14 protein-coding genes are annotated in these 13573 nt (G+C 44.5%); 8 read left to right on the forward strand and 6 right to left on the reverse strand.

Going from position 1 to position 13573, the window contains the following annotated elements:
• Positions 1-146: 146 nt before the first annotated feature.
• The 4 genes from cpaB to MMOL_RS07130 form a co-directional block, all read right to left on the reverse strand.
• Positions 147-1043, reverse strand: a complete 897-nt coding sequence (gene cpaB, locus MMOL_RS07115) for a Flp pilus assembly protein CpaB (RefSeq protein ID WP_015832342.1) — start codon at positions 1041-1043, stop codon at positions 147-149.
• A 54-nt stretch (positions 1044-1097) separates the two neighbouring features.
• The gene (locus MMOL_RS07120; RefSeq protein ID WP_015832343.1) at positions 1098-2420 is read right to left on the reverse strand and encodes an ATP-binding protein; all 1323 of its coding nucleotides are present in this window, start codon (positions 2418-2420) and stop codon (positions 1098-1100) included.
• Positions 2421-2586: 166 nt separating this feature from the next.
• Positions 2587-3162, reverse strand: a complete 576-nt coding sequence (locus MMOL_RS07125; RefSeq protein WP_015832344.1) for an A24 family peptidase — start codon at positions 3160-3162, stop codon at positions 2587-2589.
• A 152-nt stretch (positions 3163-3314) separates the two neighbouring features.
• Complete coding sequence (locus MMOL_RS07130; protein ID WP_015832345.1) at positions 3315-3509, reverse strand: Flp family type IVb pilin; 195 nt, start codon at positions 3507-3509, stop codon at positions 3315-3317.
• 279 nt (positions 3510-3788) lie between these two features.
• Here MMOL_RS07130 and MMOL_RS07135 point away from each other — a divergent pair, with 279 nt between their 5' ends.
• The 8 genes from MMOL_RS07135 (at position 3789) to MMOL_RS07170 (ending at position 10766) form a co-directional block, all read left to right on the forward strand.
• Complete coding sequence (locus tag MMOL_RS07135) at positions 3789-5300, forward strand: PAS domain-containing sensor histidine kinase (protein WP_015832346.1); 1512 nt, start codon at positions 3789-3791, stop codon at positions 5298-5300.
• Positions 5297-5914: a response regulator transcription factor gene (locus tag MMOL_RS07140; protein WP_015832347.1), complete on the forward strand. Its 618-nt coding sequence runs from the start codon at positions 5297-5299 to the stop codon at positions 5912-5914. Before MMOL_RS07135 ends, MMOL_RS07140 begins: the two co-directional genes overlap by 4 nt.
• A gap of 235 nt (positions 5915-6149) precedes the next feature.
• Positions 6150-6746: a nitroreductase family protein gene (locus tag MMOL_RS07145; RefSeq protein WP_015832348.1), complete on the forward strand. Its 597-nt coding sequence runs from the start codon at positions 6150-6152 to the stop codon at positions 6744-6746.
• Between the two features lie 77 nt (positions 6747-6823).
• The gene (locus MMOL_RS07150; protein ID WP_015832349.1) at positions 6824-7270 is read left to right on the forward strand and encodes a universal stress protein; all 447 of its coding nucleotides are present in this window, start codon (positions 6824-6826) and stop codon (positions 7268-7270) included.
• Positions 7271-7347: 77 nt separating this feature from the next.
• Positions 7348-7797, forward strand: a complete 450-nt coding sequence (locus MMOL_RS07155; RefSeq protein WP_015832350.1) for a CBS domain-containing protein — start codon at positions 7348-7350, stop codon at positions 7795-7797.
• 129 nt (positions 7798-7926) lie between these two features.
• Positions 7927-9501 (forward strand): peptide chain release factor 3, encoded by a 1575-nt coding sequence (locus MMOL_RS07160; protein WP_015832351.1) that lies wholly within the window; start codon positions 7927-7929, stop codon positions 9499-9501.
• 121 nt (positions 9502-9622) lie between these two features.
• Positions 9623-10024 (forward strand): YchJ family protein, encoded by a 402-nt coding sequence (locus MMOL_RS07165; RefSeq protein WP_015832352.1) that lies wholly within the window; start codon positions 9623-9625, stop codon positions 10022-10024.
• A gap of 196 nt (positions 10025-10220) precedes the next feature.
• Entirely contained in the window at positions 10221-10766 is a 546-nt protein-coding gene (locus MMOL_RS07170) for a hypothetical protein (RefSeq protein ID WP_015832353.1), read from the forward strand.
• A gap of 50 nt (positions 10767-10816) precedes the next feature.
• On the opposite strand, the gene MMOL_RS07175 is transcribed toward MMOL_RS07170, so the two are convergent.
• On the reverse strand, positions 10817-11380 hold the full coding sequence (locus MMOL_RS07175) for a hypothetical protein (RefSeq protein ID WP_015832354.1): 564 nt from the start codon (positions 11378-11380) through the stop codon (positions 10817-10819).
• 64 nt (positions 11381-11444) lie between these two features.
• The gene (locus tag MMOL_RS07180) at positions 11445-13349 is read right to left on the reverse strand and encodes an ATP-binding cassette domain-containing protein (RefSeq protein WP_041928553.1); all 1905 of its coding nucleotides are present in this window, start codon (positions 13347-13349) and stop codon (positions 11445-11447) included.
• Between the last annotated feature and the right edge of the window lie 224 nt (positions 13350-13573).

The following is a 13573-nucleotide window of genomic DNA, read 5'->3' on the forward strand; positions in this document are numbered from 1 at the left end:
ATTTCGATACGAACTAGGTTTTGCTTGGGTTGTGACTTAACTCATCACTACTACACATCGCCATTTGCTCTATCTCGCTATCTGTTGAAACTAAGCGCTTCAATTCGAAGATGCTCTATTTACTTACACTGACTACATTCACAGTTTTACTGAACAGATGGTTTAAACTCCTCAACTGTCTTGGTAGCGCCGCGCACTACCTCAACCTGCTCATAACTTTCTCTTTGCACCACAGGTTTACGTGCTGCAGATTTCTTAACAACATGTTTAACCTCAGTCTTAGCAACAGGTTGTTGTGCAGCCGCAGCCATGACTGGAGCAGGTGGCTCATCTACACGATTAAGCAAGTTTTTCTTGGTTGAGCCTTCTGTAGTCACTACGTTTTTATCGATCTGATTACGCAACACCAATGACAAAGTACCAACACTACGTGCCAAATCTAATTTTTCAGCTTGTGCTGGTGTTACCTCAAGCGTTACAGCGTTCACCACTTTTGGTTTTGTTTCATCACGGTTCTGCTCTTGCGCTACGGCCAACACCATAATGTGCTCAAGTACAATTTTTGAAATGCTCTTGTTCACATTTTCCGCTTTCACGCTTTCATCTTCGGTATTCACTACAATATCTACATAGTTACCAGGCAATGCAAAACCTGCCACCCCCACCACATCATTCACCCTAACGGTCATTGCTCGGTTTCCCTCAGCAATCACCGCAGATAAACCACCGGTTGCGCCAAGCGGAGCTAATTTAGACTCCAGCACAGGCTCACCTTGTAATAAGCTTGTTTTTACTACCCTCGCATCTAAAGTTTTAATATCATCAGTCGCACCCACCGGTACGCTGCCTCTTGGCCAATCTGCCACTTTAAGCATTTGCGGTGTAAGCGGTGTGCCCAAATCAATGTTGATGGCAGCCACAACCACCTTGCTAGAAGCTACCGTAGCAGCTTGTTGAGAGATCCAGCGTGAGGCTAACACTACAGCACCTAAGCCTATGCCGACTGAAACCACAATCATCAAAAATGCTCTTGGATTTTTCATCTGTCATCCCCTTTATCTTTTATTCTCATCAACATATCGTGACGCATTCCACTATTAATCGTGGGCAAAATAATTGTTCCAAGCCCAATCCAGCAACTCTCTACTCATAATTGCCGGTTTACCTTCATATCGTGCGATATCTCTTAGCTGCTCCAATATATCTCTAGGAATACAGGCAAACAGCGGTCTACCTGTTTTGTAATGATGTTCGTGCAACAGGTAATTAAAGCCTTCTTCACTGAAAGGAATATTAATTTCTTCGCAAACCTGTTGTGCAATTACGCGATATTCATCTTCACTTAATGGCCCAACATAAATTTTGTAACCAAGCCTGCGTAAAAACGCCTCATCGGTCAGTTTGCTGGGGGCTAAATTAGTGGAGAACACCACAATCACATCAAATGGCAACATGAATTTTTTGCCGGTATGCAGGGCTAGGTAGTCCACATGGCGGTCTAACGGCACAATCCAGCGATTCATAATATCGACAGCAGGTGTCAATTGACGACCAAGGTCATCAATAATCAATAACCCGTTATTGGCTTTTACTTGTGGTGGGGCCTGATAAAAGCGAGCGCTCTCGTCAAAATCCAAATCCAGCATGGATAGCGTCAATTCACCGCCGGTTTTAATCACAGGGCGGTGGCATGTTACCCACCGCTGATCAGACAATACCCGACGATCCAACCCCAGCCCACCAACTTCATCGGCTGGCACAGACGGGCGATGAGTAAGCGGATCAAACACCTGTATCACTTCGTTATCCACCACGATGGCATGTGGTATCGCCACATCACCAGAAAGCAACTTAGCTAGATGCTCAGCAATAAATGTTTTACCGCTGCCAGCAGGCCCATATACAAAGATTGCTCGACCTGAGTTCATGGCAGCGCCAAACTGTTTGAGCAGCCCTTCTTTAATCACTAAGCCATCAAAAATTTCTAATAACTGTGGCCTAGTCACATGCATATTGGTAATGGACTGCTGACGCACTTGCTTGATGTAAGCCAGCAGACTGACTGGAGCAGCGCCTACATATTGATTTTTACGTAGGTAATCTTCAGCCCGCAATCTGCCTAACTCAGTTAGATTATAGGCAATCGCAGTTTCTGCCTCGCTACTACGTACAGCCTCGCACATGCGCTCTGTCCGCATAAAGGCAAGCAATGGCTCAAGTACTGCAACTGGAAGTTTTGCGTAAGAAACCAGATCCATCAATCGCATCTGGCCGCGTAAGAATAGCGCTTTTGTTAATAGCTCTACGATGAATTGGAAACCCAGGCCTGTTTCTTCAATAGTACTCGGCTGCATAGGCACCAAGGTATGGCGGCGTTCCTCATGCGCTTCTTTCTTATATTCTGTCATGCCTATTGTCATGATTCAATTCACTTTTTCGGTTAGTTTTATTTGTTTATTCTTGTATTATCTTTTTCTTACTAGGGTTTACACCCTCACTTAACCAATACGTAAACTTACATAAATAGCGCTTATTCACTCTCCATGAAACTGACTCATGAACACCTACCCATAATCAATACCACCACTACAAGTACAAGCGCTGCCAAATCAAGTAAGTAAAGGTGCCTAAAGTAATCGCCAACGCATAAGGCAACTTTCTTACTGAAACTGGTAAATCGTTCATCAACGGTGCTTGTCCTATACTTAACTTAACAGCACTACCGTAAAAAATGAGCTTAACGTTTTGCAACATAGCGCCGAGCTGTTTTGACCACATTGTCACCAATAACGCCATTACTCCACCAGCAACTAATGTAGCTAACACAGCACCCAATACATCATTGGGACCAATAAAAGTCCCCACCATCCCCATCAACTTAACATCGCCAGCACCCATGGCTCTCAATAGATACAGTGGTAAAAACACCGCCATTGCTACAGCCAATCCTTTTAGTGCCGCCAACCAACCCAAAGCCCCTGGAACCTGTGAGTTAAATCCCAAGCCTTCAGGTAATAATCCATTTAGAACTAATCCTATAAACACGCCAACTAGCACTAATTTGTTTGAGATACGATGGCTATTAACATCTTGTTTAGCTGCCAACAACAGCAACACCAACATTGGTGCTAACGCTAATAATCCCATTAGTTTCGGCGTCATTTTTATTTCTCTTTCGTTAAGTCGTGCAAACAACCGATAGCGGTCAGCAACCGTGGTCTTGATTAATGTCGGCTATCACCCTTGTAGCTGTTAATAGCAAGCAAGCCAGACAGCACATCAAGACCACAATCGCCTTCCTATACTGTTATCCACTAAGGACAAGCAACAGGAGCACCACCTAGGGCAGTTGCAACAGATCTGAAGGTTTCACAAACACGAGTACCTGTTGTGGTCACTGCAGCGATAATCACGACTGCAATCAATGCCGCAATCAATGCATACTCAATAGCAGTAACGCCCTCTTCATCGTTAATAAAACGCTGTACACCTAAATATAGCTTTTTCATTTTAAAACTCCTTGTTATTGAAAAACACCTTGTACAAAACTACAATCGCTTACTGCTCTTGCGTTTTTTCACCTTGCGGGTCGATTCCCTTAGTGCTTATTATTCTTTTATCAGCTTGATTCCTTTGCCGATATGCGTAATCTACTGCAATTAATTGACGACTTATATACGAGCGAACCCTTAGTCTATTGGGAGTATTAGAGGCACACACACCCGTTTACTTTTAATCTATAATCGTTGACATAGCCGTGTTAAATTTGTCTTGTTAAAGGACTTTTCTTGGCGCATCCATTACAAAGCTTAAGCTTTCAATCGCTGTTTGATGCAGTAGCAGACGCTATGTTGCTCATTACTGACACTGGCATAATTACTGAAGCCAACGCAGCAGCACTCTCACTCTTAGGCTACACAGCTAAAGAGATTGCCGGCCTCAAAGTTGAAGTGCTCGTGCCCGAGCGCTATCGAGCCCAGCATCTTAAACACCGAACAAAATTCATACGAAACCCTGAAAAACGCCCTATGGGTAGTGGTAACGAACTTTCTGTATTAACGAAAGACGGTAAAGAACTAGAGGTAGATATCGGCCTTAGTCCAATCAGCTATCAAGAAAAATCCTACACATTAGTCACTTTTTACACGGTAGCTAAGCGCAAAAGCGTAGAGCAAGCCCTACGGATTAGTGAAGAAAGCTTAAGGCTAGCAAAAAAAGCAGCTGGACTTGTTGCTTTTGATTTTGATGCTGATCTTAAAATGCGTGACACAAATGAACAATTGCTCGCATATTGGGGCGCAGAGCAAGCCAACATAGAGCAAAAATCAGAAAAAATCGATATCGTTGCTGTACCTATCATTCATCCAGAGGACAGTGCGATTAGAGCATCAGCTATCCGCCACGCGACAGACCCAGGAGGCAATGGTGAACTCAAGGTAGAGTACCGTATCATTAACCCGGTTACTGGTGACTTGCGTTGGGTATCAGCCACAGGGCGTGCGCACTTTAGGGATGGGCACGCTACCAGACTACTAGGCGTAGTAAGAGATATTACTGAGCAAAAAATACTCGAAAAAAAACTACAAGACCAGCACGCAGAAACCGAAACACTGTTTGCCAAAGAGGTGGCAACACAAACCGCCTCCGCCATTGCACATGAAATAAACCAGCCATTAACAGCCATTTCGGCTTACAGCGAAGTTGCATTGCACGCATTAAAACAAAAAGTCATCGACTCAGTCAGCCTGAAACGTGCACTTGAGGGCTGTGTGGCACAAGCACAGCGTGCTGGCAGCAGCCTGCATGAGCTACTTTCATTTCTGCATAAAGGTGAGATGACACGAGAGCAGTTGGATGTTAACAATGTCGTCAAAGAGGCGCTTGTCATAGCAAAAAGTTACGGTTACTCTGATTTCCATCCCGTACTGGAATTAGAAAGTAATATAAAACCCGTGTTAGGTAACAAAACACAAGTGCTAAAAATACTGGTCAACCTATTAAGAAACGCTGTAGAAGCAATGCGTGAGGCAGAAATAGCATCCTCTGAAATCAGCATTACTGTGCGCACTAACGCAAATATCAATATGGCGCATGTGTCGGTACAGGATGTTGGGCCGGGCTTAAACTATGAAGTTGCGAAACATATTTTTGAGCCATTTTTTACAACAAAACCTAAAGGAATTGGTATGGGGCTTGCCATTAGCCGAAGTCTGGCGGAAGCTAATGGCGGACAGCTCTGGTTGGATCCTGATGCAAAACTAGGCGCAACTTTTCACTTCACACTCCCATTCGCACCATGAAAACCACACCTCCTACCGTGTATATTATTGATGACGAGCATGCGATTCGTGACTCATTGACGCTAATGATTGCGCAAGAGAACATTCCCGTCATGGCATTTGAAAACGCACAGTCCTTTTTAAATGTTTGCCCACAAGAGTGTTCAGGCTGCGCAATTGTTGATTACAGAATGCCGGAAATGGATGGGCTAGAACTGCAAGCTGAACTAGCTAAGCGCGACATTAACCTGCCCATTATCTTTTTAACAGGCCATGGCAATATTCCAACCAGTGTAAAAGCAATGAAAGCTGGCGCCATTGATTTTCTAACCAAGCCGGTCCGACGTGAAAAACTAATCAGCGTGGTGATGGCCGCCATGATCGAGTCAGAAAAAACACACGCCGAAAACGCCAGCTACAAAGAGGCAGTAAAATGCATAGCAAGCCTAACCGAGCGAGAGTACGACGTTATGCTGCTGGCGATTCAAGGGCACCACAACAAAGATATAGCACGTCAGCTTGGGATTAGTCACCGCACTGTAGAAATCCACAAATCTAATATCATGCATAAAACTGGGGCAAATCACGTGCTGGACTTAGCGCGCATCGCCCATAAAAGCGGCCTAAAAGAGTGAGTCCAGGCTTGTTTTCTACTTAAGTTGACACTTTAATTTTAGTCCTTAAATTTTAGGCTTACGCTCCGCAATTTAAGTCGCTACCTATGTAGGCACAACAATAGACATCTAAGTGCGCTCCTACCACTTATTTTATACGTGTTCGCGCGGATTACTTAATGCATTTATTCTTGGTAATGTGTTCGAACAAACACTAAAACACAGAATATCAGAATGATTATTGGGAGTATGTAAAATGGCAGTGCTCGAAGTAGAAATGAGCCTTTACGAAGCCATATTAGCTAGGCGCTCCGTACGTAGCTTCACCACACAAAAGCTAGATAAGGAAACGATTCCAAGCTTACTTGAAGCAGCCATACGTGCGCCTACAGCTATGCATATAGAGCCTTGGGCTTTTGTCATCATACAAGGTAAAAAGATACTGAAAGAACTATCTGATCAAATCAAAGTAATGCTAGTCACACACACACAATCAGAACAACAACAGCCCTCAGTTAAGTTTTTTGAGCAATTAATTAAACAAGATTTTAATATTTTCTATAACGCTAGCACGTTAATTTTAATTTGCAGTAACACTAGTTTAACTGCATCTGAAGCAGACTGTTGGTTAGCAGCTGAGAACCTTATTTTAGCAGCATGTGCCATGGGGCTAGGTACTTGCATCATTGGCTGTGCTGCACCTGTTTTAAATTTATCTGAGATCAAAACTAAGCTAGGAATTGCTAGTGAGTTTACAGTGGTTGCCCCCATTATTGTTGGCCACCCTAGCGACACGCCAGTGCGCAGCCCACGTAAACACCCTAAGGTTTTATCCAATATTCAAACCAACTAAGTATATAAAATTTATTCTACATGGTGAGTAACTCATATTTACCATACTTGATGCGAATGGAGAGGATGTGAATAACAATGTACAAACAAATTCTCTGCCCGGTAGATGGAAGCAAAACCTCAAACTATGGCATGCTGGAGGCAATTAATATTGCCAAAGTCCATCATGCAAAAGTTAGGTTTTTTCATGTAGTTGATACCTACTTCCCCATTTTAGATGCCAATGGCGACTTCAATGTACTTTACCTAGCCGACATTCAGCGTAGCCAAGGTGAAAAGATACTGAAAGCCGCTGAAGATATCGCACTCCAATCTGAAGTATCAGTTGAAAGTGTCATCGTAGAAAGCATAGGCGAACGTGTATCAACACTGATTATTAAACAAGTAGAAGAGTGGCCGGCAGATTTAATCGTGATGGGGACGCACGGGTTACGCGGTTTTGCACGCTTTATGATGGGCAGCGATGCCGATGCCGTGGTTAAGCAAAGTCATGTACCGGTACTACTGGTTAAAACAAATACGTAGCTGAAAAAGACACATAAATTAAAACAAATATATAGCCGATTTAACCTTTAAAAATACTTAAAATAAAGGAATCTATCATGACTATCCGTGCCATTTGCAACCATGAAGTCATCACAGTAAAAGAAGATGCAACGGTATTTGAAGCAGCGCAATTAATGCGCAATCATCATGTGGGTGATGTAGTTGTAGTCGAAGAAAATCAGGGAAAATTAATCCCAGTTGGCATCGTGACCGACAGGGACTTAGTGATAGAGGTAGTGGCAACCGCGTTGGACTGCAAAGTGATCACCGTGAGTGATATTATGGTTAGGCACCTATCCGTTGTAGAAGAAAGTGCTAGCGTATTTGAAACCATACAATCCATGACATCAAAAGGCGTAAGAAGACTGCCGACTGTGGACGGCACAGGTGTACTCACTGGTATCGTCACGCTAGATGATTTATTGGTATTACTCTCAAAAGAAATGGGAACACTCACCAAACTCATCTCACGCGAACTTAAAAATGAGGCCTCAACTAGACGTTAGCCGGCCCTAATCTAGGAAGTCACAAGCACCAGTTTGCACGGCATATTATGGCTGAGCAGATATCCGTTTTAACGAGTTCACGCAGATTTAAGGTAAAATAGCGCCTTTAAAAATCAAACCGAACAAAACATGTCATTGCTTCAAGACGAAATCTCCCGCCGCCGTACTTTTGCGATTATTTCCCACCCCGATGCTGGTAAAACCACACTCACCGAAAAACTGCTTTGGTTCGGTGGTGCGATTCAGGTAGCAGGCGAGGTACGCGGCCGCAAGGCAGCTCGTCATGCAACATCTGACTGGATGGAACTTGAGAAGCAACGTGGTATTTCCGTCACCTCATCTGTGATGCAGTTCCCTTACCGCGAGCACATGATTAACTTGCTCGATACCCCTGGCCATGATGACTTCTCTGAAGATACTTATCGTACATTAACCGCAGTGGATTCTGCGGTGATGGTAATTGACTCCGTCAACGGTGTAGAAGCACAAACCATTAAGCTATTAAACGTGTGCCGTATGCGTGATACGCCTATCGTCACCTTTATCAATAAGCTAGACCGTGAAAGCCGCGCCCCGATTGAATTACTAGATGAAATTGAAACTACGCTAGGCATGGAGTGTGCGCCGATGACATGGCCTATCGGCATGGGTAAAACTTTCCGTGGCGTTTATCATTTGTACAATGATGAAATCTCATTCTTTGACCCACGCGCAGAAAAAGGCACATCTGAAACCATCAAAGGCCTAGATAACCCACGCCTTGATGAGCTGCTAGGCCTACAGGCTGAAGAGCTACGCATTGATATTGAATTGGTGCGTGGTGCATCTCATGAGTTTAATAAAGATCGTTACCTAGATGGTAAACAAACACCAGTGTTCTTTGGCTCTGCCATTAACAACTTTGGTGTGCAATCATTGCTGGATGCAGTGGTAGATTTATCGCCAGCACCACAATCACGCAATACGGCTAGCCGTCCGGTAGAAGCCAATGAAGGCAAGTTTTCTGGCTTTGTATTCAAAATTCAGGCGAATATGGACCCGAAACACCGTGACCGCATTGCGTTTTTACGCGTGTGTTCAGGCCGCTTTGAGCGTGGCATGAAGGTCAAACAGGTTGCCACCGGCAAAACATTGAGCGTGAATAACGCCATCACTTTTATGGCACAAGACCGCACCACCATGGATGAAGCCTACTCTGGCGACATTATCGGCATTCCTAACCATGGCACAGTGAAATTAGGCGACACCTTTACTGAAGGCGAGAACCTTAAATTCACTGGCATTCCATCATTTGCACCAGAGTTTTTCCGCCGCGCGCGCATTAAAAACCCGATGAAGATGAAACAGTTGCAAATCGGTCTAAAACAGTTAGCAGAAGAAGGCGCTGCTCAGTTGTTCCGCCCGCTGCTGTCAAACGACCTGATTTTAGGTGCGGTTGGTATGTTGCAGTTTGAAGTGGTTGCCCATCGTTTAGAGCATGAATATAGCGTGGATATGGTGTTTGAACCATACGATTGCTACACAGCACGCTGGTTACGCGGCTCTGATGCAGATTTAAAAGCAATTGCAGATAAATATGGCTTTAACGTAGCTTTAGATGGTGCTGATGATTATGTGTACTTAGCGCCTAACCGCGTTAATCTGCAAATGGCACAAGAGCGCTACCCAGATATTCAATTCTTGGAAACGCGTGAAATAGCCTAATCGCAAACGTATTAGCTGATAACAAAACAATAGTTTAACGATGAGATAGCGATGAGATAGCGATGATATAAATAAGCGCCATCTCATCATTGATTGTAGCTCTATAGGAAAGTGCAAGCTCATGACATTGTGCCCATGCGATAGCGGGAAACCTTATCAGCACTGCTGTGAGATTTATCATCTTGGCACCCCTGCCCCCAATGCAGAAGCACTGATGCGCTCACGTTACAGCGCTTATGCACTTGCAACGCAGCATGCCAACTTAAGAGATTACCTACTGCAAACTTGGCACCCAGATACGCGGCCTGCACAGCTGAACTTAGAGGGTGAAGACGCTATAAAATGGCTGGGCTTGCAAGTAAAAAGTCATCAAACCATAGATGTAGACAATGCAATAGTCAGCTTCGTTGCACGCTATAAATATGCCAACAATCTAGGCGGCAAAGCAGAAAGGCTGCAGGAAACCAGCCGTTTTAAACGTATTGAAAATTGCTGGTTTTATCTGGACGGTGATTATCAGTAAGCTAGAACGCGCAGCGCACTTGAGTATCACTGCTAAATCCAGCTTGCTGAAGCTAACAACACCTTATCAAAGTCACACAACCGTCATTAACGTGACATAAAAGCGTCACCCCAGCTTCATATTCCCACACTAAGATGCACCACATCAGCTCTTACCCCATTTAAAGCAATGGCAGAGCCCACATGAGATCAACATCATGGTGTATGAAAAATCCACGCGTGGCTTAAATGAGTTTGCCAATAACCAACGCACATTAAGCGTGCGCGAGCGTCAGGTATTATTGCTGGTAAATGGTGTACGCAATCTAGACGACCTGAACAAGTTTTTTAAGCAAGACCAACTGCTAGACACGATTAAAAAACTGGAGTCCGAGGGCTACATTCAACGCCCACAGGAACAGAAAACGATACTAGCAGCTACGCACACGCCTCCGGTTACAATAACTTTGCTAGAAACGACAGACCAAGCAGCACCAATCTGCCCTACAAAATTAGCCTCAGTAAAAAGCATATTGATAGAAGCAACGGACGACTACCTCGGCATGATGGGACGCAGCATTAAAACTAAAATCGAAAACTGCGAAAATGAAACCAGCTTAAGACAATGCATCTCAAGCTGGCATATGGCAATGCGTGAATCTAAACTCGGGCGAGAATCTGCCAGTTTCTTAATGGAGCAGATACATCAGACACTAGAGGGCAATATCATTGACGCCACAAGCAGCGCGCAACCCCAGCATTAACTACTGCGGAAGCACGCTAATAAACCATAAGCCAAACAGGCCATGATGAGTTAAGCGCCTTCAAATGCCTCACATAATTGGCTAAGCAACTGACCGAAAATCGGTAAAATTTCTTCCACATCATGCGGGCTATCGTCATCAGTACCAGCGACAATCAAGGCAATCACCAATTTATCGACATTCTCTCTAAATTGTGTCCAGTGCTCAGCCTCTGCATCTGCAATTAGCTGGAACTTATTAAGACCAGACTCTACAATCTCAACCAGCTCAGCATCAGGCAAGCCTGCAAAGAGTGTTTTTGCAATGGTAATTTGTGCGGTTGAAAAATCAGGTTTGATATCTTCTTGCACGAGCGGTGCTGTAAAGAATGCATAACTCAATAATGCAAATGCCTGATACACGCTCAGCATATCAAAATTGTCACTGCGCTCAGCTAAAGGTGAGCGGTCAGCAGATTGTATCGCCTTAAACGTCACATAGCAGCTCAAGTAATCAGCTGCATTCAATGCATCGTATTCATCTAAGTTGGTATTAGGTGTTTCGTCATCGCGATGCGTTGCCGCCAAGCATAATGCATGCATCAGCTTTAAGCGTTGTGAATACGTTATTTCCATTTGGGATCCTTAATCATCTTAAACAAAACTCTTAAATAAAATCACTTAAAAAATCTATAGCACATTAATCTAGTGTCGGCATTGCTTCTAGCATTTCATGCAGTTCCAGCCAGCGCTCTTCTGCGGTTTCTAATTGCTGGGTTAATGTTGCTTGTGTTTTTAATAACGCTTGCAATACTGACTTATCTGCACTGGTATAAAGGTCTGTATCATTCAACTGTTCATCACAGGCTTTTTTATCCGTTTGCCACTGTGCCATATTGCGCTCAATTTGCTCAAGCTCTTTCAGCAGTGGGCGACGCTCCGCGATTCTGGCCTGACGCTCAGCCTTATTCTGCGCACGGTCGTTTTTATTCGGTTTATCGCTGGCAACCACTTGATTCGCTTGCTTTTCCTTTAAGCGCTGCTCATTCAGCCATTGACTGTAATCGTCTAAATCCCCATCAAATTGCATGGCCTTGCCATCTGCCACTAACACAAACTCATCACAGGTCGCACGCAACAAGGCGCGATCATGCGAAACCAAAATCACGCCACCTTCAAAGTCTTGTAAGGCTAACGTGAGTGCGTGACGCATTTCCAGATCCAAGTGGTTGGTCGGCTCATCGAGCAATAGTAAATTCGGGCGAGTCCAAATCAATAAAGCTAATGCCAGACGGGATTTTTCACCGCCCGAAAAATTAGCACAAGGTGACCTTGCCATATCACCTTTAAAATCAAAGCCGCCTAAATAATTAAGATGTTCTTGCTCACGTGTCAGCGGATCCAGCTTCATCATGTGCTGCAGTGGTGACTCATCCGGGCGTAATTGCTCAAGCTGATGTTGCGCAAAATAACCGATATTGAGGTCTTTTCCTTCTACACGCTTACCGCTTAACGGCGCCAGTTCATGCGCTAATAATTTAATCAGCGTGGTTTTACCTGCGCCATTCTTACCCAGTAAACCGATACGCTCACCTGGCCTGATCGCCAACTCAATGTTGCTGATCAAGGGCTTATCTTGGTAACCCACGCTCATGCCATCCAACACCAGTAAAGGATCTGGCGCGGCAATCGGCGCCCTAAATTCAAAACTGAATTGTGAATCTATGTGCGCAGCAGAAATCATTTCCATGCGCTCAAGTGCTTTAATACGGCTCTGCGCCTGACGCGCCTTGGTAGCCTGTACGCGGAAACGGTCAATATAGCTTTGCAAATGTGCCACTTTACGCTGCTGCTTTTCGAACATGGCTTGTTGCAACGCTAGCTTCTCTGCACGCTGCCGCTCAAAATCAGAATAACCACCGCGATAAAGCGTAAGTGTTTGCTGCTCAATGTGCGCAATGTGGTTCACAATCGCATCTAAGAAATCCCTATCGTGAGAAATCAGCAATAACGTACCGCGGTAGCTCTGCAACCAGCCTTCTAGCCAAATCACCGCATCCAAATCCAAATGGTTAGTCGGTTCATCTAGCAATAGCAAATCTGAGCGACACATTAACGCGCGCGCCAAGTTCAAACGTACACGCCAACCGCCAGAAAACGTAGAAACAGCTTGCTGCAATGCAGCTTGGCTAAAACCCAAACCGTTGAGCAGCTCGGCTGCACGCGCTTTAGCGCTGTAACCTTCGATATCAGTTAAACGTTGGTGTAGCTCGGCAATCAGTTCGCCTTGATGGTTAGCCTCTGCGGCAACCAAAGCAGCTTCAATTTCACGTAACTCAACATCACCATCCAGCACAAACTCAATTGCCGGTATGGCAAGCGCTGGCGTTTCCTGCGCTACATGCGCCACTACCCAGCTGGCTGGTATTTCCAAATCGCCATGTTCGGGATGCACTTCACCGCGCAGCATGGCAAATAACGAAGATTTACCAGCGCCGTTCGCACCGGTTAAGCCCACCTTATGCCCAGGATGCAACTGCATGGATGCGCCTTGCACTAAAACTTTAAGGCCGCGCGCTAATGTAAGTTGTTTAAATTGAATCAAGTGATAACCATATTGAATTAAATTGAGCCAAGCCGGTCAATGTGCAGCTGACATGGCGAAATACTGACTACAAGGGAGCAGCAAAACATGAATATTCATGACCGCTAACCCACTAAACCCGCTATTCTAAATGATTAACGTGCATAGTCTTAAACTCTCTTTTGCTTTTAAGCCTGATTTATAAATATTTACTTAGTTTTACCACTGCAAGCGCTTGAATATCA

Source organism: Methylotenera mobilis JLW8 (assembly GCF_000023705.1).
In the GTDB taxonomy this organism is placed as follows: Bacteria; Pseudomonadota; Gammaproteobacteria; order Burkholderiales; family Methylophilaceae; genus Methylotenera; species Methylotenera mobilis.